General features: G+C 67.5%; 26 protein-coding genes. 12 read left to right on the top strand and 14 right to left on the bottom strand.

What is annotated here, in order from left to right; translation table 11 throughout:
- Both JWQ81_RS30215 and JWQ81_RS30220 read left to right on the top strand, forming a co-directional pair.
- On the top strand, nucleotides 1-488 hold a 488-nt coding region (locus JWQ81_RS30215), incomplete at its 5' end, for a carotenoid biosynthesis protein (protein ID WP_297546948.1).
- Between the two features lie 48 nt (nucleotides 489-536).
- On the top strand, nucleotides 537-1922 hold the full coding sequence (locus JWQ81_RS30220; protein ID WP_297546950.1) for an FAD-dependent monooxygenase: 1386 nt from the start codon (nucleotides 537-539) through the stop codon (nucleotides 1920-1922).
- Between the two features lie 686 nt (nucleotides 1923-2608).
- On the opposite strand, the gene JWQ81_RS30225 is transcribed toward JWQ81_RS30220, so the two are convergent.
- Nucleotides 2609-3259 carry a maleylpyruvate isomerase family mycothiol-dependent enzyme gene (locus JWQ81_RS30225; protein WP_297546953.1) on the bottom strand — a complete coding sequence of 217 codons (651 nt, stop codon included), beginning with the start codon at nucleotides 3257-3259 and terminating at the stop codon, nucleotides 2609-2611.
- Between the two features lie 555 nt (nucleotides 3260-3814).
- Nucleotides 3815-3973 carry a hypothetical protein gene (locus tag JWQ81_RS30230; RefSeq protein ID WP_297546955.1) on the bottom strand — a complete coding sequence of 53 codons (159 nt, stop codon included), beginning with the start codon at nucleotides 3971-3973 and terminating at the stop codon, nucleotides 3815-3817.
- Between the two features lies 1 nt (nucleotide 3974).
- Between JWQ81_RS30230 and JWQ81_RS30235 the strand changes: the two genes are divergently transcribed.
- Nucleotides 3975-4235 (top strand): hypothetical protein, encoded by a 261-nt coding sequence (locus tag JWQ81_RS30235; RefSeq protein WP_297546957.1) that lies wholly within the window; start codon nucleotides 3975-3977, stop codon nucleotides 4233-4235.
- Nucleotides 4236-4570: 335 nt separating this feature from the next.
- Here the strand turns inward: JWQ81_RS30235 and JWQ81_RS30240 are convergent, their stop codons facing one another.
- Entirely contained in the window at nucleotides 4571-5137 is a 567-nt protein-coding gene (locus tag JWQ81_RS30240; protein ID WP_297546959.1) for an HdeD family acid-resistance protein, read from the bottom strand.
- Between the two features lie 547 nt (nucleotides 5138-5684).
- Here JWQ81_RS30240 and JWQ81_RS30245 point away from each other — a divergent pair.
- Entirely contained in the window at nucleotides 5685-6230 is a 546-nt protein-coding gene (locus JWQ81_RS30245; protein ID WP_297546961.1) for a hypothetical protein, read from the top strand.
- A gap of 47 nt (nucleotides 6231-6277) precedes the next feature.
- Nucleotides 6278-6811 (top strand): MarR family transcriptional regulator, encoded by a 534-nt coding sequence (locus JWQ81_RS30250; RefSeq protein ID WP_366942354.1) that lies wholly within the window; start codon nucleotides 6278-6280, stop codon nucleotides 6809-6811.
- On the opposite strand, the gene JWQ81_RS30255 is transcribed toward JWQ81_RS30250, so the two are convergent.
- On the bottom strand, nucleotides 6780-7655 hold the full coding sequence (locus JWQ81_RS30255) for an alpha/beta fold hydrolase (RefSeq protein WP_297546963.1): 876 nt from the start codon (nucleotides 7653-7655) through the stop codon (nucleotides 6780-6782). The genes JWQ81_RS30250 and JWQ81_RS30255 overlap by 32 nt on opposite strands.
- Before the next feature lie 57 nt (nucleotides 7656-7712).
- Nucleotides 7713-9257 carry a DUF4139 domain-containing protein gene (locus JWQ81_RS30260; protein WP_297546965.1) on the bottom strand — a complete coding sequence of 515 codons (1545 nt, stop codon included), beginning with the start codon at nucleotides 9255-9257 and terminating at the stop codon, nucleotides 7713-7715.
- Nucleotides 9258-9626: 369 nt separating this feature from the next.
- Here JWQ81_RS30260 and JWQ81_RS30265 point away from each other — a divergent pair, with 369 nt between their 5' ends.
- Complete coding sequence (locus JWQ81_RS30265; protein ID WP_297546967.1) at nucleotides 9627-10499, top strand: LLM class flavin-dependent oxidoreductase; 873 nt, start codon at nucleotides 9627-9629, stop codon at nucleotides 10497-10499.
- A gap of 95 nt (nucleotides 10500-10594) precedes the next feature.
- Here the strand turns inward: JWQ81_RS30265 and JWQ81_RS30270 are convergent, their stop codons facing one another.
- Nucleotides 10595-10924, bottom strand: coding sequence for a hypothetical protein (locus tag JWQ81_RS30270; protein ID WP_297546968.1), 330 nt, complete (start codon nucleotides 10922-10924; stop codon nucleotides 10595-10597).
- 196 nt (nucleotides 10925-11120) lie between these two features.
- A complete protein-coding gene (locus JWQ81_RS30275) occupies nucleotides 11121-11804 on the bottom strand; it encodes a hypothetical protein (protein WP_297546969.1) in 684 nt (227 codons plus the stop codon).
- A 123-nt stretch (nucleotides 11805-11927) separates the two neighbouring features.
- Between JWQ81_RS30275 and JWQ81_RS30280 the strand changes: the two genes are divergently transcribed.
- Nucleotides 11928-13892, top strand: a complete 1965-nt coding sequence (locus JWQ81_RS30280; protein WP_297546970.1) for a KUP/HAK/KT family potassium transporter — start codon at nucleotides 11928-11930, stop codon at nucleotides 13890-13892.
- Here JWQ81_RS30280 and JWQ81_RS30285 read toward each other — a convergent pair.
- The 3 genes from JWQ81_RS30285 to JWQ81_RS30295 form a co-directional block, all read right to left on the bottom strand.
- Entirely contained in the window at nucleotides 13875-14168 is a 294-nt protein-coding gene (locus tag JWQ81_RS30285) for a hypothetical protein (protein ID WP_297546971.1), read from the bottom strand. The two genes, JWQ81_RS30280 and JWQ81_RS30285, sit on opposite strands and share 18 nt — an antisense overlap.
- Before the next feature lie 120 nt (nucleotides 14169-14288).
- Nucleotides 14289-15200 (bottom strand): alpha/beta hydrolase, encoded by a 912-nt coding sequence (locus tag JWQ81_RS30290; RefSeq protein WP_297546972.1) that lies wholly within the window; start codon nucleotides 15198-15200, stop codon nucleotides 14289-14291.
- A 39-nt stretch (nucleotides 15201-15239) separates the two neighbouring features.
- Nucleotides 15240-15716, bottom strand: a complete 477-nt coding sequence (locus JWQ81_RS30295; protein ID WP_297546973.1) for a cupin domain-containing protein — start codon at nucleotides 15714-15716, stop codon at nucleotides 15240-15242.
- Nucleotides 15717-15823: 107 nt separating this feature from the next.
- On the opposite strand from JWQ81_RS30295, the gene JWQ81_RS30300 reads away from it, so the two are divergent.
- On the top strand, nucleotides 15824-16483 hold the full coding sequence (locus JWQ81_RS30300) for a TetR/AcrR family transcriptional regulator (protein ID WP_297546974.1): 660 nt from the start codon (nucleotides 15824-15826) through the stop codon (nucleotides 16481-16483).
- On the opposite strand, the gene JWQ81_RS30305 is transcribed toward JWQ81_RS30300, so the two are convergent.
- Complete coding sequence (locus JWQ81_RS30305) at nucleotides 16477-17691, bottom strand: MFS transporter (RefSeq protein WP_297546975.1); 1215 nt, start codon at nucleotides 17689-17691, stop codon at nucleotides 16477-16479. The two genes, JWQ81_RS30300 and JWQ81_RS30305, sit on opposite strands and share 7 nt — an antisense overlap.
- Nucleotides 17692-18017: 326 nt before the next feature.
- Here JWQ81_RS30305 and JWQ81_RS30310 point away from each other — a divergent pair, with 326 nt between their 5' ends.
- Both JWQ81_RS30310 and JWQ81_RS30315 read left to right on the top strand, forming a co-directional pair.
- Nucleotides 18018-18386, top strand: coding sequence for an HPF/RaiA family ribosome-associated protein (locus JWQ81_RS30310; protein ID WP_297546976.1), 369 nt, complete (start codon nucleotides 18018-18020; stop codon nucleotides 18384-18386).
- A 116-nt stretch (nucleotides 18387-18502) separates the two neighbouring features.
- Entirely contained in the window at nucleotides 18503-19516 is a 1014-nt protein-coding gene (locus JWQ81_RS30315; RefSeq protein ID WP_297546977.1) for a cation diffusion facilitator family transporter, read from the top strand.
- A gap of 97 nt (nucleotides 19517-19613) precedes the next feature.
- Here the strand turns inward: JWQ81_RS30315 and JWQ81_RS30320 are convergent, their stop codons facing one another.
- Together JWQ81_RS30320 and JWQ81_RS30325 are read right to left on the bottom strand one after the other, a co-directional pair.
- The gene (locus tag JWQ81_RS30320) at nucleotides 19614-20381 is read right to left on the bottom strand and encodes a MerR family transcriptional regulator (RefSeq protein ID WP_297546978.1); all 768 of its coding nucleotides are present in this window, start codon (nucleotides 20379-20381) and stop codon (nucleotides 19614-19616) included.
- 186 nt (nucleotides 20382-20567) lie between these two features.
- Complete coding sequence (locus JWQ81_RS30325; protein WP_297546979.1) at nucleotides 20568-21743, bottom strand: CdaR family transcriptional regulator; 1176 nt, start codon at nucleotides 21741-21743, stop codon at nucleotides 20568-20570.
- A gap of 116 nt (nucleotides 21744-21859) precedes the next feature.
- On the opposite strand from JWQ81_RS30325, the gene JWQ81_RS30330 reads away from it, so the two are divergent.
- Both JWQ81_RS30330 and JWQ81_RS30335 read left to right on the top strand, forming a co-directional pair.
- Complete coding sequence (locus tag JWQ81_RS30330; RefSeq protein WP_297546981.1) at nucleotides 21860-22750, top strand: alpha/beta fold hydrolase; 891 nt, start codon at nucleotides 21860-21862, stop codon at nucleotides 22748-22750.
- A 41-nt stretch (nucleotides 22751-22791) separates the two neighbouring features.
- Nucleotides 22792-24675, top strand: coding sequence for an acyl-CoA synthetase (locus tag JWQ81_RS30335; RefSeq protein ID WP_297546983.1), 1884 nt, complete (start codon nucleotides 22792-22794; stop codon nucleotides 24673-24675).
- A gap of 49 nt (nucleotides 24676-24724) precedes the next feature.
- On the opposite strand, the gene JWQ81_RS30340 is transcribed toward JWQ81_RS30335, so the two are convergent.
- Nucleotides 24725-25729, bottom strand: coding sequence for an NADP-dependent oxidoreductase (locus JWQ81_RS30340; RefSeq protein ID WP_297546985.1), 1005 nt, complete (start codon nucleotides 25727-25729; stop codon nucleotides 24725-24727).
- Between the last annotated feature and the right edge of the window lie 36 nt (nucleotides 25730-25765).

The raw sequence follows: 25765 nt of genomic DNA on the forward strand, positions 1-25765 counted from the left end.
GCGCATTCGCCATGACCGCCTGGGACCTGGCCTTCGACCCCTCCAGCTCGACCATCAAGCAAACCTGGATCTGGGAACACGCCGGCGGGTTCTTCGGCGTTCCCCTGGTCAACTACCTCGGCTGGACGCTCACCGTCTACCTCTTCATGCAGGTCTTCGCCCTCTACCTGCGCCGACGCGGCCCGCTGCCGGCCGCACAGCCAGACCGGGCCGTGGCCACCGATCTGCAGGCCGTGGTGCTCTACGCGGCGACGACGTTCTCGTTCTTCGTCACGTTCTTCACCGGTGCGCGCAAGACGGTCACCGATGCCGTCGGCACGGTCTGGCAGACCGGGGACATCTACGAGACACAGGTGCTGCTCACCGTCTACGGGATGTTCTTCCTTTCGCTCCGCATCGCCCAGCGACGAACCCGGGAACCCGCGCCGACCGCAGTGCCCGAGGCCGCCGATCTCCAGGCGCCGAGCCTGACGCACCTGCCCGAATAGCCCGAATCCACCAGTGGTTCCCCGTATCGCACCTCGGAGGTTGTCCCAGTGTTCTCCTCACGCTCCCGCCGACTCACCGAGATCGGTACACCGCTGCCCCCGACCGGCACCGAGGTGATCATGCGGCGCGCGGTCGTCTTGGGCGCCAGCGTCGCCGGTTTGCTGGCCGCCCGGGTGCTCAGCGACCACGCCGACGAAGTGGTCATCATCGAACGTGACGAGACGGACGGCACGCTGCCGCGGCCGGGAGTGCCGCAGGGAACGCAGGTCCACGCGGTGCTCAAAGGCGGTGAACTGCAGCTGGTCCGGTGGTTCCCCGGCTTCCTGGACGACGCGGCCGCACTGGGCATGGTGCTGCCCGCCCCGGACACCCCGGTCTCGGTCACCATCAACGGCGTGAAAATGCCCGCCACGGCGATGCGGCCGACGGTGCTGGCCACCCGCCCGTTCCTGGAGTCACTGATCCGCACCAGGACACTGGCGGTGGACAACATCAGGCTGGTCACCGGTCGTGCCGTCGGTTTGGAGTTCGACGGCGACCGGGTCAGCGGTGCGCGCTATGTACCGCACAACGGTGCGGACGCGGTGACCGAACGCGCCGACTTCGTCGTGGACGCGATGGGCCGGTCGAGCAGGCTGGCCGACTGGCTGGCCGACAGCGGCTGGCCACGGCCCGAGCTGGTACGGATGCCCATCAAACTGAACTACGCGACCTGCCTGTTCGAGCAGGACGACCAGGTCAGCGAGGCCGTCATGGCACTCGCCCAGTGCGAGACCGACGGACTCCGCCGCGGCGCGGTGGTCAACCGGGTGGAAGGCAACCGGTGGATCATGATGGTGTCCGGCTACGACCAGGACCGTCCCGGTCGTACCGTCGAGGAGCTCGCCGCCTTCTGCCGGCAGAACTTTCCCCCGGTGTTCGCTGACATCGCCGAGCGCGCGCGGCCGGTCGGCGAGGTCGTCACCTACCGGCAGGCCGACAGCAGGCGGCGCGAGTTCCATGCGGTGGAACGCTTTCCCGCGGGTCTGGCAGCGGCGGGCGACACCGTGGCCTCGTTCAATCCCGTGTACGGGCAGGGCATGACCTCGGCGACGCTGCACGCGTCCTGCCTGTCGTCCTATCTACGGTCCGGACCGGACCTCGACCGGCCGGCGAAAGAGTACTTCGATTTGGTCCGGGTTGTCGTCGACGCCGCGTGGCAAACCTCGACCTTCGCAGACCTGGAACTCCCGCACGTCGACGGCCCCTACCCGAGGGGCTACCACCTCACGAAACGGATGAGCGGCCTGCTGTTCAAAGCGTCGATGTCGGATCGGACGATCAGGGAGCAGCTGAGCCACGTCCGCGGCCTGCTGGCGCACCCTGACTCGCTGTCGCGACCCGGGATGCTCCTTCGAGTGCTGTGGCGCTCACTGGTGACGGCGACCCGCTGAGGGAGGCCGGCGCACTCAGGGCTGACCGAAGGCTTCGACAGACACCGCCTGCCACTTATTCCAGGTTGCGAGTCGTGCCTCGTAGCCCCGGGGTCACCGAGTCCAACTGCGACTCGTTGCCTGTGAGTCATCAGGGCATGCTTGAGCCGGTTGCCTGGAAAGCGGGCATGACCGGTTCGGAGGGGGCGGGGGACGCGGTAACGCGTCCCCCGCTACCCGACGAGGCTCACTTCGGGCCGTTCGAACCAACCGAACCACACGGTCGCGACCCGCGCCCCTGCAGGCCAGCTTGCGATGGCGCAACACCAACGCCCGCCATCCTGATGTTCTTGCTGCCCAGCATCGTGAGCGGGCACGCCACCGCAGCGAACGTCGGCATCGCTGGGGGCGCGCACCTCACGCGGCCATGAAGTAGTTGGGCTGTCTGGGACTATCCGCAATGCTCGCTCCGCGAATTGCGCGCACCGAGGCGCGTCCGCGACTCGGCGTCCCCGCGCCGCGGGTAGCGTCTCCAGACAACCAGTCGAAAGATCGCTCTTCTGGTGGGGGCGTATATCGCAGATCCTGACACGAAGCGGGGACAACTCCGTCGGGCAGCGGCTCGGCTTCCAGGCATGATCGAAAGCCGCTCCGACCTCATCGCGGTCGGAGCGGCTTTCGTCGTCAGTGTGGGCTCCCGGTGCCGTTCAGGTGGCCGTGTCGACGCCGCGACCGACCCGTGCGCCCAGTGTGTCGACTCCAGGACCGCTCAAGCGTGGCAGAACGGCACTTCGGCCCGTCATCGCCATCACGAGTTCGAGGATCGGGCCGGTGACCTCCGGACCGGAGCCGACCGTCCACTCGACGTCGGTCGCGCGCAGGGTCAGGCCGGCGACACGCGACTTCGAACCGATCAGTGCGTTGGACTTCGAGTAGAAATCGGCGATCCGCATGACATCGGCATCGGAGAACCGATGGTCGATCCCCAGTGCCAGGCGGATGTCGCTGCCATGCACGATGATCTCGCCCAGCCAGGAGTCGACCGGCCCGGGCGGCGCGGTCGACGTGTTCGCCTGGCCCCTGAAGTGCTCGAGGGTCTGCTCCGGGGTGGCCGCGGTCTCGTAGGCGACACCTCTGTCCACCATGACGTCGAAGCGGAATCCAGCGCCGGCGAACTTGGCCCCGAACCGGGCAGGAGTCATCTTCGCTGTGGCGACCAGATGCCCGAGCACCTGATGGACCGTCCACTCCGGACACAACGACGGCGACGACCACGAGTCGGACGGCAGGTCGGCAAGATCGTCCGCGAGCGCGGCCCGCTCGCGGTGGATGACCGGCCACGGGCTGTGATTGGACATTTCCTGTCCCCTCGCGTAATTTCCGGAAAATTGTATCCACGATCTGCTGACCGCGTTCTCGCCGAGCATACACCTTGAAGTTCCACTATCGAGCCGAAAAAATAGCTTCCCCGGCGCTATCAATTCCCTTGTCGCCGACTCGGTTCGTCATTCACGTGTGCCGCGTGGGTCCGGTTGTCGCCGTTTCACTACGCGACAAAGATCGAGGAATTCACATCCGCCGGGATCCTTTACGCCCGAACGAATTCCCGCGACCACAGCTCGCCGGTCGCCAGTGTCGCGTGATCGGAGTTCGTCTTACGTTTACCAGAAAACAGAATCACACAACACTAGGTCGCGGAACGACCGGCACGAGGCTTGACCCTTGCGCGGACGTGCTGGTTACGGTTTGTCCTTATTCGCTCCTCAGATGGTTTTTCCACCCGCCCTACGGGCCATCGCAAGAACTCCACGCTGATCGCGCCTTCGCAGTTGATCCAGACGCCCGATCCGCCGGCAGTGCCACCCTGGCGGGGCCGCTGTTTAAGATCGGTGCGGCCCCGCGCACTTACGCGATCACGAACCTCGGGGCGTTCGCGGTGGTGCGCGCTCGCCGACTACCGCTGCCTGATCAGCCGGCAGCCCGCGCTCGCCGTCAGCCTCGTCGGCTGCCTGCTCGGGCTGGTCGGCACCCCGCCAACCGGGGGTCTTCATCGGGAAGCTGACGATCTTCACCGTGGCATTCGACGGCGGTTTCGGCTGGCTCGTCGTGGTCGGCGCGGTCAACACGGTGGCGAGCCGGTTCTACTACCTGCACTGGATCGCACCCGCCCTGCTCCCCAGCTTGGAGCCGCTCACCGAGCTGGAGCCGGGTCGCTCGGCCTACGGCGCCACGTTCCTGTCTTTGGCCATCGGACCGCTGGCAAGCCCGCTACCAGCGACCGTCTCAGGACAGTTCCTCCGCGCCGAACGAGCACAGTTCGCCGCCGCGGGGTAAACGCGTCCCGTGTGGGCTTCGTATCGGCCGGAAATTCAAGCGTCACAAGTAAAGTAGCAACGATTCGTGCCGCGCCTGACCGGGTCTCCCGGGCTCTCGGCCTCTCGGAGGAGGGGCGGCAAGACCGCGAAAAGACCGCAAGCACCTGCAGCTCCAGTGCTGGATCGGCGCTCTCGGGCGTCGATCCAGCGCAGAACCACCGACCATGCTCATTCCGTACTCGGCTTGGACCGGAAGGACGGGGAGCCAAATATTCTCAGATCATGCACGCGCGTGCGACTGCGGTGGTTGGCGGTGCCCTGGCAATGTTGAGTCCTCGCCGCCCGCTTCTCGGGCTAGGAGGCGCCGGCGCTGTTGGCGACCTTGCGGAGACGGAAGGCCAGCACCAGTAACGTGACGCCGTACAGCAGGGCGTAGATGCCGACCAGCAGCGCGATGCCGAACACCCCCGCAATGGGGTTGATCACGATCAGGATCCCGGCCAGGAGCGAGATCGCCCCGGCGACGATGAGGAACGCCTCACCTTCGATCTGCTTACGCAGCCGGATCGCTGCGACGATCTCGGCGATCCCGCTCACGATCGCCCACAGGCCGACCAGTGTCGCCAGCAGGAGCACCGTGATGCCCGGCCAGGCCAGGACGAGGACGCCGAAGACGATGCCGAGCACGCCTAGCAACGCGTAGGCGGCGCGATGTGTGGCGTCGCCGGGACGGAAGGCCTGCATCAGGCCGCCGACGCCGTCGACGATGGCATAGACGCCATACAGGATCGCCAGTACCAGCACCGTCGCGCCAGGCCAGATCAGCGCGAACAGGCCGAGTACCAGTGCCAACCCGCCGCGGATCGCGGCCAGCGGCCAGGCTTGACGGGGTTCGATGGCGGTGAAGCCGAGAACGGACATGCGGCCAGTATCGGAGGTCCGGCGGAAAATGGCGCCCGGAGCCACCCGTTCGGGCCACCGTGCCGCCAGTAGTTCACGGACAGCTCATGCGACAACCCCGCCAGCGCCACACGTCAGCTGAAGTCGCTCAAGGGGCGGGATATTCGTCTTGACCGCTCACCTGGGAGCCATCTCAAGAAAACTCCGATAGACCAAGTCCAGCAACGCAGCCTACGCATGCTGGTTAGATGCAAAATTCCCTGGAGCAATGCGAGCACGTCAACTGGCGCCGGCTCATAGATCCCACGCTCGACAAATCGGATTACCGTCGTAACGTACTCGTCGGCCTCCGCCAGATCGCTATGCGCCGAAATGAGACCCCCACTTGTCCCACCCGGAGGAAACGGTAAGCAGCGCCACAAGGTGTAGGAGTCTATGAAACTCAGTATAAATTGCACTTCCCGTCCCTGGCGCACCGTTCGGGCGCTACGCTCGTCGGCGCTACATGCCTGGCTCCCCTATCGCCAGTCAGGTTCGTCAACGGCGAGAGCGCAGTTATGCTGGCGCGATGAGGAGCACCAGGCGCGGCGCATGGCCAAGGTTACTGCTGACGACCATGTGCGTCGGCCTGCCGGCGGTGGCCGCATTGGTGGGATGCACCGTGTCGGTGTCGGTTCATTCCGTCGACGACAACCAGTACAAGACTACGTGGACGAGCGGTTGGGAGGCAACGATCAATGACGCAGTTCCGTGGAATTCCACCGGGTCGACCACTGGCGTGTGTGACAAAGGTGGCAAGAAACAGGGATGTTTCGACACCGACCAGAAGGTGACACCGGATCTGCAGAGCCTTCTTGACGGTCTCGCGGTAGCCAAGGTGCCGAGCGATTTTTCCGAGGCCACCACAACGCTGAGGCAAGCCATCACCCTCAACATCCAGGGACTGAAAGATCGAGACGCGGCGATCGCCGGCAACGATGACACGCTGTTCTCCCAAGGGGCTGATGAGCTGGCGCGAGCAAGCCGCCTCTTCGCATTGGGATACAGCCAATTCCCGGACTACGATAGGCCGACGCCCCCGCCCTTTGGCGGCGAGGGACACCAGTCAAGCTGACAGGCGCAAGGCGAGCTGCCCAGCAACTGGGGACCTACTTCGCGCTCATGGAAGCCGTCAGCCTGCTCCAGCACGGCGTCGAACAGCAGCTACGCGCCGAAGGCGACATCAGCTACGTGCAATTCCAGCTACTGGCCCGGCTCGCCAACAGCCACGGCCAACTGACCATGACGCAGCTGGCCGACGGCGTCGTCTACAGCCGCAGCGGCCTGACCTACCAGGCCGGCCTGCTGGAAAAGGCCGGCCTCATCACCCGCGTACCCAGTCCCGACGACGATCGCGCCACTCTGGTCACCATCACCGTGGCCGGACTGGCCCTCGTCGACCGTGTCCTGCCCGGCCACGTCCAAGTCGTCCATCACCTGCTGGTCGCTCCTCTGCCCGAAGGCGACCTGCACCGCCTCGGCGACATCATGACCCGCGTCCGCGACCACATGCGCGCCCAGCCGCCCCGCTCCGCCGCCCCCCGCAAACGCCACCCCGGCAGGCGCCAGGAATCGGCCACTGAGAAGGAACCCGAGGACGGACAGCTCAACCCTGGCCGGTCATTCAGACGGGCAAGCCGATCGCGCAGACACTGATCGGCGTCGCGTGCGCCGGGTCCAGTGCGTTGCCGACGAGGTGCCAGACGTTGCGATCGGAAGCCTCGCCGACGTGGCCGACCAGGTCCAGCGGGCACGAGTCCTGGACCCATTCGTTGGTGACCCCGGGTTCGTTCACGAACGACGTCGGACCCGGCGGCGTCACAATTTCGTCGAACCGCGAAGTGATCACGGTATAAGCGATCCCCGGCTGCGCGATCGGGCCGCTGTTGAGCGCGGTCATCGCCGAACCGCCGGGGAGCGTGTCGGCCAGCACCGGCAGCCCGACCGTGGACAGGATCTTGTCCAGTGTGGACCGTCCACCGGGCAGCAGCAGCTCGGCCAGTGTGAAGACGCTGGCACTGTCGGCACCATGGGAGGGCGGGGCGATCGCCACCACGCGGTTGATCTCGCTCGCGATGCCCTGCATCTTCGCGAGATAGAGCGAGAGGAAACCCCCTTCGGAGTGTCCGACGACGTCGACCTTCGCTGCGCCAGTCGCGGCCCGGACCTGCTCGACGAACGCCGCAATCTGCGCGGAAGAGTGCGCTATCGGGCCAAGTCCGCCGATGAGGGGTAGTTCCGGATAGGCGCCGTAGGTCAGGGAAAAGGTGCAATACCCCTGGGTCGCGAGGTCGGCCTGGAGGTGGCTGAGGTCCAACTGGTTGTTGGCGAACGCGCCATGCAGCAGCACCACGGGATCGGGATGTGCCGAGGTCGGGCGGCAGGAGAAGTCATTGTTTCCACCGGCGGTCGCCGGTGCGGCTTGGGCAGGCGCCGCCACCCCCAGCGCGCCAGCCAGCAGTGCCGCCGACAGCATTGTCCGCACGAGCCATCGCTTCATGTCGTCTCCTGTGTGTTGTCGGACGCTTGGCCCAGCATGCACCAAGAAGCCGTGGCGTTACTCGCGCCAGCCGGCGAGTTCGACACCCTTCGCGACGTCTACGCGGAAGGCCAAAGTCACCGTCGCCGCTTTGCCGGCCGGGATGGCGAGTTGCCAGGTTAGCTCACCGAGTTCGTCGGAGTGCGTCGGTTCCGGCGTGGTCCGGACCTCACGGACGACCACGGCGTCGTCGCGGGAAACCGGAACCTGGTCGAGCACGGTGACCGAGGCTTCGCGCGGACTGTGGTTGGTGACCGTGGTGCGGTATTCGGCTTCGCGCCGTTTGGTGCCGGACAGCGTCGCCTTGCCGGCCGTCCTGCGGACCAACTCCCGCTCGACACGGATCCGGTCGTCGACCCCCAGCGCGAGTTCGACCTCTTCGCCCGGTGCCCAGGCTTTCAGCCTGGTGGTCCCGACGAATTCGGCGCCGTGGAACACCGCGGCGTTGCCGGGGCGCAGCATGTGGTCGGAGGCGTTGACGACGGTCGCGCGCAGGTGGGCGTCCTCGGCGAGCACCGGGGCGGTGACGTAGCCGAGCGTCGCCGTCCAGTCGAACTGCGCGAGCGTGGTGCGGTGCCCCTGCGCCCCGGACGGAACCGCGATCGCCCGTCCTGGCCGGTAGGTCGCCGCCGCCGCGCCTTGGTCCATTTCGGCAGGTTTGAACGCGAGGTTCCGCATCGGCTGCGCTGATTCGAAGGAAGCGGCGGCGGGCACGCTTCCCAAGCTGCCTGCCATCATGCGCACGGGAGCGGGCTGCACACGGTCGAGGTACCACGGTTCCAGTTCCGGAATGTCCACAGTGGTCGCCGGACGCGCGGTCGACAGCGCGAGTTCACACTCTGGCCAGTCCTCGCCGGTGTGCTGGGTGACCAACCCGTGCCAGGTCACTTGGACCTGGTCGTCGCGCAGCCGGACGTCGTAACCGGATTCCCACCGCGCTTCGGGGACCACATAGGACAGTTCCAGCTCAAGCTCTGCCTCCGCGGCGGCCCCTGGTAGTGCCTCCACGTCTACGGTCACCGTGGTGCTGTCCTTTTCGGACTGACCTTGGTGTGCCTGGATTTCCCGGTCCAGCGCGGCAAGGTTCTCGGCCAGTCTGACGCGCTCGTTCATCAGCTCGCGCCGGTTCTTGAGCGCGACGGCGAGCTGGACCGAGAGCGCATCTGTCACCTCGGCCACCCTGGCGGGCTCGGCGGTGCCGGCCGCCAGCGCTTTTGCGAAACCGCCTCCGCTGCGCCGCGCCAGGCTGGTGAGCAGATCCACCTTCGTGGTCTCGGCGGTCTCCGTGTCGACGGCCTCGTCGAGCACCGCCTGCTCCGCCCGCCGCCGGTCGACCAGCGCCCGCAGCGCGGGGTCGGCCGGATTCTCGTGCCGCCTGATGACGACGTCGACCCCGGTGATCATCGCGGGCCCGCTGCCGGTGACCCGGACCGAGTCGGTCGCCAGCCTGGCCGGCAGTCCTTCGATGGCGAACCGGGTTCCCGTGCCGAGTGTGGCGCCGCCCCGGCGGGTGATCCTGGCGTGCTGCGGATAGACGGTGACGGCGACGATCGGCGCTTCCATGACCACGACGTTAGTCTCTTGACCGGGGTTCGTGGGGCGACGCGGACACCACTTTCCCATGCCAAGTGCTTCGCCTCCCTGCCCTCGGGATCAGAGCGAGAAAACCGTTACGTACTCGGCATCCCGGACTACGAGTCCTTCCCGAGGTCCTGCACCATCAGCCCGAGGCGCGGGTTCCGCGCGAACCTCCAGGTCGATCGCGTTGCCCGGACCGCGACCAGTCAGCACGTGCCGCCCACGACAGCGTTCACATACCTGCCGCTTGACTAAGCGGAACCTTGTTCCGTATTCTTCCGGAACAAGGTTCCGCTTGATCGACGGTAGCCCGCCCCACCCGGCGCCGCCAGTGCTGAAAGGACCAACGACCTCATGTCGCAACCAACCCGTTTCGGAATCATGACCGCCCCTTCGCAGGTCGACTACCAAGACATCCTGCGGGTCTGGCGCGAGGCGGACACGATCCCGGAAATCGAGCACGCGTGGCTGTTCGACCACCTCATGCCGATCTTCGGCGACCCGAACGGGCCTACCCACGAAGGCTGGACGCTGCTCTCGGCCCTCGCCGCGCAAACCGAACGGCTGCGCCTGGGGCTGCTCGTGACCAGCAACCGCTTCCGGCCGCCGGCGATGCTGGCCAAGATCGCCGCGACGGTCGACATCGTCTCCGGCGGGCGACTCGACTTCGGCATCGGTGCGGGCTCACGCCCCAGTCTCCCGATGGCCCGGCGCGAGTACGACGCACACGGCCTGCCCTACAACGACGCCGCCCACGCCGTCGGTGACCTCGCCGAAGCGTGCACGGTTGTCCGGCGGCTGTGGACCGAGGACGAACCGTTCGACTTCCACGGCACCTACGTCAACCTCACCGGGGCGTTCTGCAGCCCCAAACCCGTCCAACGCCCCGGCCCGCCGATCCTCATCGGCGGACGCGCGGCCGCGACGCTGCGCGTGGTCGCCGAGCACGCCGACCTGTGGAACATCCCCGGCGGCGACATCGCCGACGCCGTCAGTCGCGGCGCACTACTGGACCACTACTGCACCGAGATCGGCCGTGACCCCGCCGCGATCATCAGGTCGATCCACCTGCAAGTCTCCTACGACCAGCCCGGCAGCACCCGGGACACGATCAGCAAAGCGATCGACGCCGGCTTCCGGCACATCGTGCTCGGACTGTCGGCGCCCTATCCCGCCGACGTCGCCCGCTGGGTCACCGACGAACTCATCAGCCCCTCCCAGGGGTGAAAGGGACGCTCCTTGCATCCACCGCAAGTAACGTCCCTTTCGCGCACCCGGCCGCACGGTGGCAATTATCGCCTCGCCAGAAATGGAAGGTCGGGTTAGTTTGCGATTAGGTGATAGCCGCCGACGGCGGCTGGGGTCAGCAGTCCGCCCTCGCATTTCGCCACCGACGGACCGAAGTCGTACGGCACAAAAGTTCCCAAGGAGTACCAGAAAGTGGAGCCGGTGGTGCAATGGGCGACTACTCGATAGCCGACTCCCTCACCGGATCCGCAGCTCACCGCGATTGCCGAACCGAAGACGACGGTATAGGCCTGGGCGAAACATCCTTCCCGGCTTGGCGTCGCGTTCGTCGCGGACGCCGGAGTTATACCCAGGCCGAGCAGAAAAAGAACGGTCGCAGCCAGTATCGCCGTTTTTCGTCGCATGACTACTCCTCAACCGCGGAGAATGGGACATGTTGAGCGTAGAAGCCGTGGAGAATTACTGGCAATTCATCGGGCAAGTGAAATGTCCGCAGCGGAAAGTCACTGCGTTGCTCCATCCAGGCTAGTCCGCAACCCAGGGTGATTACGTAACCGGATCGTGTCGGGCCGCTATATCACGTGAAGAAGATGTCGCCGTTTACGAACGGCTCAGCGCGGTGGCGAACGCCGGGGCGATGGAGGCGAACAGCTTGCTCGTCTGCGCGATACTGCCCTTTTCGGTGCCCCCTTGACTGAAGACGGTGGCCTTGTCTCCACTGGACAGGAGCAGGTAGCAGTGGCTGAGGTTGACGCCGTGGGGAACTTTGCCGCAGAACGCATACTGGTTGTCCGCACCGGCTACCTTGGGCAGCGGCACTTCTCCCGCGAGCGTGAACGACAGGTCGTCCGAGGTCACGGTTCCGCAGCTCAGGGCCTTCTTGATGCCGGTGACCACGTCAGCGCCCGAGATCCCTTCGTAGCGGGCGATGAACTGCTTCGCCCGGTCTCCGTGGCCAGGTAACCAGAACGCGTGGAGCCCCTCCTTCGCCTGAAGGTCCCACGGGTGCTGCCCGTCGCAGGCCATGACCAAGACGAGCGGCGAGTTTTCACTGATGAGGTAGGGAACCGGTGTGCCGTCGGACTGCACGCCCAAAGCCGAAAGCTCCGCGTCGGTGGGCAGCAGGGTGCTCAGGTCCTTCCGCGGCGCAACGCTCGGCACAGCACTCGACGTCGGACTCGGCGGGGCCGCCACAGGCGAGGGAGCAGCGGGCTGTTGGGCAGCCGCGCCGCAGCCGGCGAGCACCAGGACCAGGCCGAACAGCAGGTATTTGCGCACGAACACCTTTCGTCCCCTGACCCGATCTTGTTACACGCCGCCCCTGCCGACCCGATCATGGGCCGGTAAGGTCCGCCACGGTGCGCCGGACATCCGGTGCCGCCACCGCCCGCGCGGAGGAGGAGCGTCGTGTCCAATCGGCAGCAGGTGACGTCGGACGGACCCGCGCCGGGGTCCCCGGCCGGCCACGGCTCGGGCGTGCGCGACTCGGTGCGGCTGGCCGTGGTGATCGGCGCGCTCGGCGTCGTGTTCGGCGATATCGGGACCAGCCCGATCTACACCCTGCAGACGGTGTTCAGCCCGACCGACCCGCATCCCGTCCCGGTCAGCACGGCCAACGTGTTCGGCGTGGTGTCGCTGGTGTTCTGGTCGGTGATGGTCATCGTGACCGTCACCTACGTCTTGCTGGCCATGCGCGCCGACAACGACGGCGAGGGCGGCATCATGGCGCTGATCACGTTGCTCCGGCGGTGGAGCACGCAGCGGGGGCGGCGGGCCGCGGTCGCGCTGGCCTCGCTGGGCATCTTCGGCGCCGCGCTGTTCTTCGGGGACAGCATGATCACCCCGGCGATCTCGGTGCTGTCCGCGGTCGAAGGCCTCAAAGTCGTCCAGCCGTCGCTGGAAAATCTCATCGTCCCGATCACCGTGGTGATCATCGTGGCCCTGTTCCTGGTGCAGCGCCGGGGAACCGCGGCCATCGGCCGGGTGTTCGGCCCGGTGATGATCGCCTGGTTCACGGCTATCGGCGCTTGTGGCGTGGTCGGGATCGCCGGTCACCCGGGGATCCTGAAGGCACTGTCGCCGACCTACGCGCTGGACTTCATGTTCAACCACTTCGGCACCGCGTTCTTCGCGCTGGCCGCGGTGGTACTCGCGGTCACCGGAGCCGAGGCGCTGTACGCCGACATGGGGCACTTCGGCCGCCGGTCGATCACCCGGGGCTGGCTGTTCCTCGTGTTCCCCGCGTGTGTGCTGAGCTATCTCGGCCAGGGTGCGCTGATCCTCGAGAACCCGGACAACGTCAGCAGCCCGTTCTTCCTCCTCGTGCCCGGCTGGGGCCGAATCCCGATGGTGCTGCTGGCCACGGCGGCGACGGTGATCGCGTCGCAGGCCGTGATCACCGGCGCGTACTCGGTCGCGTCGCAGGCCGCCCAGCTCGGTTACTTGCCCAGGCTGCGGGTCGCGCATACCTCGGAATCCAGCGTCGGCCAGATCTACGTCCCCTGGGTCAACTGGCTGCTGTTGGTCTCGGTGCTCACCTTGGTCTTCGCCTTCCGCAGCTCCGCGGCACTGGCCTTCGCGTTCGGCATGGCGGTCACGGGGACGATCACCATCACGACCCTGCTGTTCTTCTACGTCGCCCGCGCGAAATGGGGAACGCCACGGTGGCTCATCGGCATCGGCGGCGGCGTGCTGCTGCTGGTGGACCTGTTGTTCGTCGCGGCCAACATGACCAAGCTGATCCACGGCGCCTGGCTGCCGCTCCTGATCGGCCTCACCGCGTTCACCGTGATGACGACCTGGCAACGGGGCCGGAAGATCGTCACGGCGGAACGCGAACGTCAAGAGGGGTCGCTGCGCGAGTTCATCGGCGAACTGCAGAACAAGACGCCGCCGACCCAAAAGGTCCCGGGGACGGCAGTTTTCCTCAACCGCGGCAACGAGACCGCACCGCTGGCCATGCGCGCCAACGCCAAGCACAACCATGTGCGGCACGAGCACGTCGTGATCGTGTCGATCGAGATCGAGCCGGTGCCCCGCGTTCCGGCGGACGAGCGGATCACCGTCGACGACCTCGGCTACACCAACGACGGAATCACCCACGTCAGCGCCCGGTTCGGCTACATGGAAACGCCTGACGTGCCCAGCGTGCTGGGGATGCTCGACCCGGCCACGACCGAGGGGCAGCTACAGCTCGACCAGGCGTCCTACTTCCTGTCGAAAATCGAGCTGCGGCGCGGGACCGAACCGACGATGGCGGCCTGGCGCAAACGGCTGTTCGTGGCCACCTCCTACATCACCACCGACGCCGCCGAGTACTTCGGACTGCCACGCGACCGCACGGTCATCATGGGCTCACACATCGACGTGTAGCCGGCGCACATTCATACCGCGGCGACCTTCGTGCCCCAGCGAATGGTCCCAGCCGGCAGGGAATCGACCAGGATGCGCTTGAGCGCACTGCGGCCGATCTCCGGACGCGTTCCCCCGGAATTCTCCGTCGTCGAACAGGCCGGCTTCGGTCAGCGCCAGTTGGCCGGACTCCTCTTGCATGTCCAGCGTGCCGCCCTGATCCCGGGCGGTCGACGACGTGTCGAGCTCGTAGATCGTCGATGCGATCCCTCGGGTATGCAGGACCCTGGCGAGCATCAATCCACCGAGGCCACCGCCGACTATTGTCACGTTTTGGTGGCAGACATGGTAGTTCTCCTGATTCTTAGGGTGGCGGGCTCACAGCGATCCCAGCACCCGAATGCGGTCGGCGCGCGCTCACAGACCCAGGTCCGAGTCGTAAGCGAAGGTCTCGAACTCGTGCGGCACCCCGGGACGCAGGTGGAACTCGACGTCCACGCCGCCGCGGCTCAACTGCTTGGCGTAGGCGAGTTCCTCGTCGCGAAAGATGTCGAGCTGGACTGCTTCGAGGTACGTCGTGGGCAGGCCCGCGGTGTCGGTCACCCGGGACGGCGCGGCGTACACGGGGACGTCGGCACCGCCTGCGGCCTCGCCGAGCAACGCGTTCCAGGCGGTGATGTTGTCGTCGTAGGTCCACACCGCGAACGGCGCGAGTTCGGGGTCCACGACGGTGTTGCGGTCGTCGAGCATCGGGTAGATCAGGATCTGGCGGGCCACCGCTGGACCACCGCGATCTCTGGCCAACAGCGCGACCCCGGCCGCGAGTCCCCCACCCGCGCTGTCTCCCATGACGGCGATTCGGGCCGGGTCTACGCCCAACTCGGCCGCGTGCTCGTGAAGCCAGCGCAGTCCGGCGTAGGCATCCTCGACCGGGATGGGATGCGGGTGCTCAGGAGCCAGCCGGTAATCGACCGCCAGCATGGAAACGCCGCTGTCCGAGACATACCGCGCGATCGGACCGTCGTAGAGGTCGACGCTGCCCATGATCATGCCGCCGCCGTGGAGGTAGACCGCGGCGGGCCCGGCCGGGGCGCCTTCCTTGACATACCAACGTAACAGGATCTCCGCGCCGTCCTCGGTGGACAGCGTGAAGTCGGTCATCGTGACGTCGTCAGGCATCGGCTGCAGAGAAGCCGTGTATGCCATGACTTTCTCGGTGACCTCGCGGCGCGCGGCCACATCGCCGACCGGGATCGGCTCCGCGTCGGCCATGGCCGCGGCCATCGGCTCCATAGCCGTGAGGAACTGCGGGTCAAAGGTGAAAGGCAACGAAGACTCCTTGGTACGACTGGAAAACGACCCTCGCCGTCAGCGCGGTGGACCCATGATCACTTGGCCGAACTTGTCGGACGCTTCAGCCAGCCGCTCGGGCAGGATCTCGAACCCGTCCGGCCTCGGCGTCGCCAGATCGCGCCCGGCATAGCGGAACATGCCCTCGATGCCGGCGGGCGTGCAGATCATCAGCAGGTCCGCCTTCTTGGACGTGATCCGGTAGGCGTGCGGAACGTTGCGCGGGAGGTAAACGATCCCGCCTTCCTTGAGCTCGTGCTCCTCTTCGCCGGACCACACCAGCGCGCTTCCCTTGAGCAGCAGGAAGACCTCGTCCTCTCTGGTGTGCAGATGGAACGGCGGCGCTTCGCCCTCGCTGACGTCGAAACGACCGACGGTGAGCTGGCCGTCGGTCGCCGCTCCGTCCAGGAGCATTCCCAGCACTCCGCCGTCGAGCCATTCAAGTTTCTGCTGCTGATCGGGCTGGGCCAGGTAGGCCATGCTCACGACGGTCATCCTCCATCGCATAAGCGGACGAATTCGTCCGGTACGGGCAGCGTAACGCAGGATTGGCGTCCGGCGGTACCCTTAATCGGAGCTTTTTCTCCGCTTAAGGAGGGCGCGTGACCGATCAGGGGCCGGAGCGGGCACATCGTCGTCCCCGCCGCGACGCCGAACTGAACCGTGAGCGCATCCTGGCCGCGGCCGCTTCCGTGATGCTGCGCGACGGCCGACACGCCCCGCTGGCGACCATCGCGGCCGAGGCCGGCGTCGGCGTCGGGACGCTGTATCGCAGCTACGCCGACCGCGAAGCCCTGCTCCACGCCCTCGAATACCGCGCTTACGGCCTGCTCAACCGGATCCTCGACGAGATCGAGGGCAGGGACATGTCCGGGCTGGACGCGATCGGCTGGTTCCTGTCCGGCACGCTGACCGTCGGCGACCAGCTGATCCTGCCCCTGCATGGCGCTCCGCCGCTGGTCACGCCAGAGGCGGTGCAGGCACGGCGGGAGATCAACCGCCGTGTCGACCTCTTCATCGAACGCGGCCACGCCGACCACACCATCCGCGCGGAGATCAACGCGACCGACGTCGTCGTCTTCAGCGCGCTCACCACCCAACCGCTGCTGCATGGCGCCGACTGGGAGCTGATCGCCGTCCGTCAACTGACGCTCTTCCTGAACGGCATCGCCGCCGACGGCCCGCTCGACCTACCAGGTCCCGCACAGACCCGCCAGGACATCGAGACGGCCTTCTCCCGCCGCGCGAGCGCCGGTCAGTAGGCGCTCCTGACCAGTTCGTGATCGCGTCGGGGCAGCAGGAGCGGGGTGGCCAGCATCAGGACACCGGCGATCGCGATCGCCGCGCGGGGGCCGGTGAAGCCGGCCAGCAGGCCCCACAGCGCGGTAAAGGTCGCGATGGAGGCCTTGCCGGCGATCGACCATGCGGACAGGGTGCGCGCGACACGGTCCGTCGGGATCTGGTCGAGCCGGTAGGTCGCGAGCACCGGGTTGAACACACCCATACACGTGATCAGCCCGAGCTCGACGGCCATGACGAGCACCAGCCCGGAAACGCCGGGATGGATGAAGGCCAACCCGATCGACCAGCACGCGCGCAGGACGCCGGTGACGTACATGACCTGGTGCCGGCCGAACCGCGTGACGAGGCCGCGAGCGAGGCGTGAGCCGATAAGACCGCCGACGCAAGGGACCGCGAACGCGAGTCCGTACTGCCAGGGCGCGAACCCGAGACGGCCGAGCATGAGGACGACGAGCAGCGGCGCGGTCGCCATGATCAGGCCGTTGACCAGCAGTGTGTTGAAGAACAGCGGGCGCAGCGCCGGGTGGCCCAGAATGCACCGCCACCCTTCGAGCAGGTCGCCGGCGCGGAGCCACCGGACGTCGGTTCGCGCGGGTCGCGGCTCCTTCCCACCGATCGCGCTGATCCCCGCGGCGGAGAGCAGGTAGCTGACGGCGTCGGCCACCACGGTCACCACCGGGCCGAACAGCCCGATCGCGGCTCCGCCGAGCGGCGGTCCGAGCATGGTGGCGGTCCAGGTCGTGGACTCGAACCGCCCGTTCGCGGCGAGCAGGTCTTCCGGGCGCACGAGCGCTTTCAGGGACGCGCCGCTGGCCGCGGTGAACGTGATGTCGGCCGCGGCGACGATGACCGACACAACCAGGAGCTGGGCGAAGGTCAGCCAGCCGAGCGCGTACACGGCGGGGACGCTCAGCAACATCGCGAACCGGATCAGGTCCATCGCCACCATCACCGGCCGTTTGCGCCGAAACTCGACCCAAGGGCCGAGCGGCACCGCGACGACCGCACCCATGGCGAGCCCCGCGGCGGCGAGGAGGGAAACCTCGGTCGAGCCGGCGTGCAGGACCAGCACCGCGACCAGGGGGAACGCGTCGAACGCGAGCCACGTGCCGAACGTGCTGGCCGCGTACGCCGTCCACAGCCACCTGAACTGCCGCCCCAGTGCCATGTCCAATGTCCCCTCGCCGTCGCGCCTGACCCCGCGAGAGCAAAGCAAGTGACAGACCCGCGAAGCAAACAACCGCACCGTCGGCGAGCCACAACCACCCGTTGTACTCCACGAAAGTGGCTCCTGTGTCGTGTCTGTGGGTCTCTCCCCCGCAACTCGCCGTCGAGTTGCGGTACTTAGCGTCTGCAACGATCGCAACTCGCCGTCGGGTTGCGATCAGGACGGGGCGCTTTTGTACTGGCCTTCGCATCTGCGGAGCGGGCCGATTCGGACGATGATGGCGAGCCCAGGCCGTTGTCCGGACGGCCCGGAAAGGAGGAACCGCCATGAGCACAGTGGAAAGCGGGTCCACGAGCGTTTTGGACGAGCGGCTGCGGCTCGGCACGGGCTTCGGGCTGGACGACCGGCCGTGGGTGGTCAAGGCCCTGGCGGGGCTCGTGCCGCATCTCAGCGGCTGGCGCAGCGAAAAGGTCGACTTGGAGATCTCTGTCAAGGAACGTGATGGCCGCGACCAGCGAATCACCCTCGAAGCGTTCCTCGGCGGCTGGTCGCCGCTGGTCGCGACGGCCTCGGACAACGACCTCGACCACGCGATCGCCGACGTCCGCAAGGAGCTGATCCGGCAGATCGAGGACGAGAAGTCCAGGCGCGATCCCAGTCACCACCGGGCCTCTGTCAAGCATCCGACCCCCTGACCTGCACTGATCGCGCGGCGGCCGCCTCATCGCGGCCGCCGCGCCGGGGCGCTACCCGCGACAACACATGCAGACATGCGCATGTGTTAATGTATCAGTGAACGAACGGAGGGGTGATGGCGAGCGAGGGACACGGGCACGGCACCAAGGGATCCAGCACGGAGGTGCAGAGCGGCCACGGACATGGGGTGGCCACGGACGCCGACAGTCGCTGGCTGGGCATCGCGCTGGGCCTCATCACCGCGTTCATGGCCGTAGAAGTGGTCATCGGGGTGGTGGCCCAGTCGCTGGCATTGATCTCCGACGCCGCGCACATGCTCACCGACGCCGCCTCGATCGTCCTCGCGCTGGTGGCGATGCGGCTGGCCGCGCGTCCCGCGCGAGGGATCTTCACCTACGGGCTCAAACGTACCGAAATCCTTTCCGCGCAAGCAAACGGGCTGACGCTGCTGCTGCTGTCGGTGTGGCTGACCTACGAGGCAATCCGGCGGCTGATCGACCCGCCGGAGGTCGCCGGTGGGCTGGTCGTGATCACCGCCGCGGTCGGCATCGTGGTCAACCTGGTCGCCGCGTGGTCGATCAGCAAAGCGAACCGGTCCAGCCTCAACGTCGAAGGCGCGTTCCAGCACATCCTGACTGACCTGTTCGGCTTCATCGCGACGGCCGTCGCCGGTGTCGTCGTGCTGACCACGGGATTCACCCGCGCCGACTCGATCGCGTCACTGGTGGTGGTCGTGCTGATGGTCAAGGCGGGGACCGGGCTGGTGCGCGACTCCGGCCGCATCTTCCTCGAAGCCGCTCCCGCCGGGGTCGACCCCGACACCCTCGGCGACCGGCTGGTGGCGCTGCCGCGGGTCAACGAGGTCCACGACCTGCACGTCTGGCAGATCACCTCGGGCCAGACCGCGCTGTCCGCGCACGTTCTCGTCGACCCGGGCAGCGACTGTCACCTGCTGCGCCGCGACCTCGAACACGTCCTGACCGAGGACTACGGGATCACGCACACCACGCTCCAGGTCGACCACGCCGACCTAAAAGCTATGTCCCCGGCGGTTTCGCTACCGCTGCTCGCGACACACTGCGACGACACCCACGGCCCGGTCCACCGCCAGGAACCGCACACGCACTAAGCGTCGCGTGGGTGACGACCAACGCTGCAACGGTGGCCTTCTTCGCCTTGAAACGCATGGCGTTCCCACTTCCCTGGAGTCCATTGTGGATAGACGCTCATTCGGCGAGCAGGGCCGCCTTCGCGCGGCCCACGTAGTCCCACAGTTCCTTGGTCAGTCCGGTATCGCGCTGCTCGTTCAGCTCCTCGCGGCGTTCGGTCAGGAGGTTCTGCAGTGATTGCCCGATGCCGGGGTCACCCCCGGTGAACATGTCCACCAATTCGAACCACCGGCGGGTCAGCCCTTGGACTTCTGGGTCGTCGACCGGCGTACCGGCCTGCTGGTGTTCGGTCATCTTCGCGATCAGCGGCGGCCATTCGGCCTCCGCCGCGGCGATGGTTTCCTTACCGAGCTCTTCGGCACGCTTGTCCAGATACGCGAGCTGGTCTTCGGTGTAGTACTCGTTGATCATCGTCATGTTCTCCAATAGCTTGAGGATTTCCTCGGGATTCGGAGCCACGGAACCGTCGAGCCGGTCCAAGATGCGGCTGATCTGGTTGCGGAGCACGTCAAGCCGTCGCGCCTGCTGGTCCAGCTGGCCGAGCTGGTTGGCCAACATGTCGCGCAGCGCGTCGTGGTCCTCGCGGGTGCCCAGTGCCTGGCCGACGTCGGTCAGCGACAACCCCAGCGAACGCAACGTGCGGATCCGGTAGAGCCGCCGCAAATCGGGCTCGGTGTACTTGCGGTGGCCCGAAGACGTGCGCTCACTGGGCCGCAGCAAGCCGATTTCGTCGTAGTGGTGCAACGTCCGGACGGTCAGCCCGGCGGCTTTGGCCAGCGCCCCGACACTCCATCGCGGCTGGTTCGACTCCTCGGTTCCGGGCATGACCACGACGATAGGACCTCCCCCTACGTAAGGTTCAACCCCGATTTCAGCGCGTCTGGGGCGAGTTGGTGCACGCGCTGTCGTAAAGGCCACCTTCACGGCGTCAGGCGCACTCAACTAGGCCTTCACAACGTCCCTCCCCGCAGAAACTGCCTTCAGGAGTCCAAAGCAAACGCCGGCCGCCAGTTACTTCAGGGCCCGGATGACGTCGTGGGCGGTCATGGCTGCGGTGAGGCGGCGGGCGTCGGCGGGGCGGGTGGCGTCGTAGCCGGTCAGGAGTTGGATGCGGCTGAGCCGGTAGGTGAGGGTGTTGCGGTGGATGCTGAGCGCCGTCGCCGCCTCGCCGCGGTTGTACCCGTTGGCGACGAACGAGCGCAGCGCGTCGATGAGGTGCGGGTGGCTTTCCAACGGACTCAGCGTCGCGGCGAGGGCGGCGCGGGCCGGGCTTGGTTGCGCGAGTTGGTACTCGATCGCGAGGTCGGCCAGCCAGTAGACGCCGGGCGGCCGGCCCAGCTGTTCGGCGAGGGTGAGGACATCGGCGGCTTCGTTGTGGGCGTCGGGGATGCCGGCGTGGCCGTTCGCGGTGGCCGCGGCTGCGGTGCACCGGACGTGGGACGCCTTGTCGATACGGGTCAGCAGTTGTGCGACGTGACTACGTGAGTCGCTGCCGGCCGTCGGGACGAGCAGGACCCCGCCGTCGCCTTTGAACGTCGCCAGCACCTCCGGCCGCGAGTCGAGGTCGGCCTGGATCGCGCGGAAAAGGTCCGTCGTCACGCGCGTGCTGGTGTCCGCGGGCGCCGCGGGCAGGTGGAACACGACGACGTCGTAGCGCTCGGCCAGTGTCCGCCCGTAGCGTTCGGCGGCGCGCTGCGCGGGACGTCCGGCCAGGAGGCTGCCTGCCAGGTTCTGCCGGTGTTCGCGCTGCTCCCAGTCGAGGTCCTCGCGTTCACGCAGGTACGCCGCCGCGACCCGGGGCATGACCTCGGCGAGGAAGCTGAGCAGGTGCCCGACCAGCGCGAGCAGGTCGGGAGCGTCCAGGATTTCCACGACCAGCCGCCACGCTTCCTGCGCGGCGACCGGGTAGATCTTGAGCACGGCGGCGAGCGGGAGACCGTCCCGCGCGCGCTCGGCACCCCAGGCGATCGGGAGCGCGAGTTCCTCCTCGGTCGGCGTCCGGCCCTCGGCGACAGTCGTGAGGAAGAGCTCGAAAACGGCCATGCCGTTGGCCACGAGGTCGCCTTCCATCACGCTCGCGGGCAGCAGCCGGTACTCCGGGATCTCCTCCGCGCACCGGGCGATCATGGTCGCGGCGATCTCGCCGACCCGGGGGAACAGCGCCGCCACGGCGGACTCGGCTTCCATCCTCGTATTGTCACCGTGCACAAACGGTCAAGGCAACTTTCTGCGCGTCCTGCCAACAGACATCAAGGTCGCCAAGGGGCAGTCTGATCAGCACCACAGGAAGAAGGAGAGTTCGCATGCGGAATTCGAGGGTGTCGCGAACGAAACGCTGGCTCGCCCGTGCCGGCCTGGCCTTGGCCGTCACAATCAGCGCGGTCGCCGTGGCCGCGCCCGCCCAAGCCGCCACCGGCGGTGGCAACAACGACTTCGCCTGCCGCCCCAGCGCGGCCCATCCCGACCCGGTCGTGCTGCTCCACGGAACCTTCGCGACCTACTACGAGGACCTCAACTTCCTCCAGGCCGACCTCGCGGCCAAGGGTTACTGCACGTTCTCGCTGACCTACGGCGCCTACCCGCAGTTCCCGCTCGTCGGCGGCCTCAAGCCCGTCGCCGAGTCGTCAGTCGAGATCAAGAACTACGTCGAGAAGGTCCGCGCGGCGACCGGCGCGGCGAAGGTCGACGTCGTCGGCCATTCCGAAGGCGGGCTGCAGTCGTTGTACCTCGCCAAAATGCAGGGCATCTCGAGTGAGATCGGCCGGGTCGTCGCGCTCGCGCCGCCGACCAAGGGCACCGACGCCTCCGGGCTCATCACGCTCGCCGACCTGATCCTGCCCGGCGGCCAGGCGACCTTCAACAAGATCGCGTCGACGCTCGGCATCCAGGTCCTCGCCGACGAAGTCCCCGGCGGACCGGCGATCCAGGCGCTGAACAACGGCCCGATCGCGCAGCCCGGGATCGCGTACACGGTCATCACGTCGAAGTTCGACGAGCTCGTCACGCCGACGGCGAGCGCGTTCGTGCGCGAACCGGGCGTCACCAACGAATACGTGCAGGACTTCTGCCCGTTCGATCCGGTGGGCCATATCGGCGAGGCGTACGACCTGAACGTCTGGCACCTTATTGGTAACGCGCTCGACCCGACACACGCGACGCCCATCGCGTTTTGCGCGGTCGGTTCGCCGGGCTGAGCCGTTATCCACTCGACGAGCACGGATCGGAGTCCCCGCCCATGAGCGCGACCACTCGGTTGACGGACTGGCCTGTTTACGACCGCCCGGAAGACCTGCCGGCTGTCGAGGCCGTGCCGCTGAGCGATCGCGACCTCCCGTCGAGCACGTACGAACTGCTCGTCCGGGCCGGTACGCAGTGGCCGGACCGCCGCGCGCTGACGGTGCTGCCGTCGGCCGCGCGGTGGGCCGATCCGGACGAGTGGTCGTTCTCGGACCTGCTGACCAGGGTCCACCGGATCGCCAACGCGCTGACCGGACTGGGCGTGGGACGATCCGACGCGGTGGCGGTGCTTTCGCCGAACACCGGTGACGTGCTGGCGGCGACGCTCGCGGCGGAGACCGTGGGCATCGCCGCGCCGATCAACCCGGGCCTGACCGGGCAGCAGATCGAGGACCTGCTGCGCGCGTCCGACGCGAAGGTGCTCATCGCCGCTGGTCCGAACCTCGCGCCGACAATCTGGGAGACCGCCCGCACGCTGGCCCGGGAACTCGGTCTCGCCGCTGTACTCGCGGTGCGGCCGGACGGCGTCGATGCCGAAAAGCCGGCGCTGGAGCCGATCGACGGGGTGGTCGTCGGCTGGCTCGACGACGTCGCCGCGGCAGCCGAGGCCGACAAACTGCTCTCGACGCCGCCGGCCGCCACGGACACCGCCGGGTACTTCCACACCGGCGGCAGCACCGGCACCCCGAAGATCGCCGTGCACACCCACGCCAACGAAGTCACGATGGCGTGGATCCTGGCCGCGTGCACCTCAGGCGACCTCGTGATGCTCGCCGCGTTGCCGCTGTTCCACGTCAACGCGTTGATGGTCACCGGGATCGCGCCGCTGTTCAAGGGCCAGCACGTGGTGTGGGCGGGCCCGCTCGGCTATCGCGACCCGGACCTGTACCCGGTGTTCTGGAAGATCATCGAGCGCTACCGCGTCGGCGCGATGTCCGCCGTGCCGACGGTGTACGCGGTGCTCGGGCAGGTCCCGATCGACGCCGACATCTCCAGCCTCACCTGGCCGATCGTCGGCGCCGCGCCGCTGCCGGACGCCGTGCGACGGCAGTTCCACGCCCACACCGGCGTCGAGCTGTGCGAGGGCTACGGGCTCACCGAAGGCACCTGCGCGTGCGCGCGGTCGTTCCCCGGGGCCATCCGGCCGGACACGGTCGGCCAGCGGATGCCGTACCAGGGCGTCAAAGCCGTGCACATCGACGAGGTCACCGGGGTGTGGACGGACCTGCCGACCGGGGAGACCGGAGTGCTGGTCATGAGCGGGCCGACGGTGTTCCCCGGGTACCTCCGCCGAGGCGAGGACGGCCTGGTGCCGGATCCGAGCGGGAAGATCGTCGACGGCTGGCTGGACACCGGCGACCTCGGCAGCATCGACGCCGACGAGTTCGTGCACCTCACCGGCCGGGCGAAGGACCTGATCATCCGGGGCGGCCACAACATCGACCCCGCGGGCATCGAGGACACGTTGCTGGCCCACCCGGCGGTTTCCGGTGCCGCGGCCGTCGGACGGCCCGACCGGCACGCCGGTGAGGTCCCGGTCGTTTACGTGACCCTGCGGCCCGGCACCAGGGCGGACAACCTCGTCGAGTGGGCGGCCGAACGGGTTCCCGAACGCGCCGCCGCGCCGAAAGACGTCTACGTCATCGATGAGATCCCGCTGACGCTGGTCGGCAAGGTGTACAAGCCCGCATTGCGGCAGGACGCGCTGCGCCGGGTGGTCGACGACGAGATCGCCGCGCGGGGCCTCGACGGCGTCAGCGCGTCCGTCACCCTGGAGCTGGACCAGCCGATCGTCGAGGTCTCCCCCGGCGGGCGGTCGGACCTCGACGACCTCACCGCTGCCCTCGACGCCTACGCCTTCCGCTGGCGCTACACGTCCTAGCGGCGTCACCCTAGCAGCGCTAGTTCCGCTGTCGTTGCTCGTTCCGTTGTCAAGCCAGTTCGACGAGGACAGTGCCCCGGTGGGTACCGGCGAGCAGGGCGTCGAGGGTGGCTGCTGCGACGTCGAGTCCGCCAGGGACCAGCGTGTGCGGGTAAACGACAGAGCCGTCCGCCAGCCAGTGGCTGTAGTGGCTGCTCCACGCCTCCAGCTGCTCAGGCGTGTGCATCGTGCGGAACGGCTTGAGCACGATCTCGGCGTTGATCGCGGTCATGATGTCGAGCCGCGGATGCGCCCCCACGCTGTCGTCCAGCTGACCGGCCAGCGCACCGCACAGCGCGAAGCGGGCACCCTCCGCGGCGACCTGGACGGCCGCCTCGAACTGCGTCCCGCCGACGGTGTCGAAGAAGACGTCGATGCCGTCGGGCGCAACGGTTTTGAGCGCGGCGACCAGGTCGCCGTCGCGGTAGTCGAGCGCGGCGTCGTAGCCGAGTTCCTCGGTCAGGTAAACGAGTTTCGCGGCGCTGCCGGCGGACCCGATCACCTTCTTCGCGCCACGAGCCTTGGCGATCTGACCCGCCAGCGAACCGACACCGCCGGCCGCGCCGGACACGAACACGACGTCGCCTTCGGACACCTCCGCAACGTCGACCATGCCGTGGTACGCCGTCACGCCCTGGTTCAGCGCGAAGTACGGCTCGGGCAGCGCCGGGTCGACCGGGAACGCTTCCCACGGGCCCGCGATGACGTGGGACTGCAGGCCTTTCCGGTGCGCGACAGCGGTTCCGACGGCCAGGCCGCCTTCACCGGCCGCGATGACTTCGCCGACCGCGCCGGCCCACAACGGCTCACCGGGCTTGTAGCCGGCCATGGGCAGGTTCGGGTTCTCCCGCATCAGGTCGGCCAGGACGGCGGCGAGCTGGACGTGGGTCGTGCGGATCAGGACCTCGCCGGGGCCGGGGTCGGGCAGCGTGATCTCGTCGAGCGCGACGAGCTTGGCCGCGGCCTCGGTGCCGGTGCGGTACTGGTCCAGGATCACGCGGCGTGCGGTGGTCATGTGCGCCTCCTCGGGTTCGGTATGAGACAGACGTTA

This window comes from Amycolatopsis sp. (genome assembly GCF_025464955.1).
Lineage (GTDB): Bacteria > Actinomycetota > Actinomycetes > Mycobacteriales > Pseudonocardiaceae > Amycolatopsis.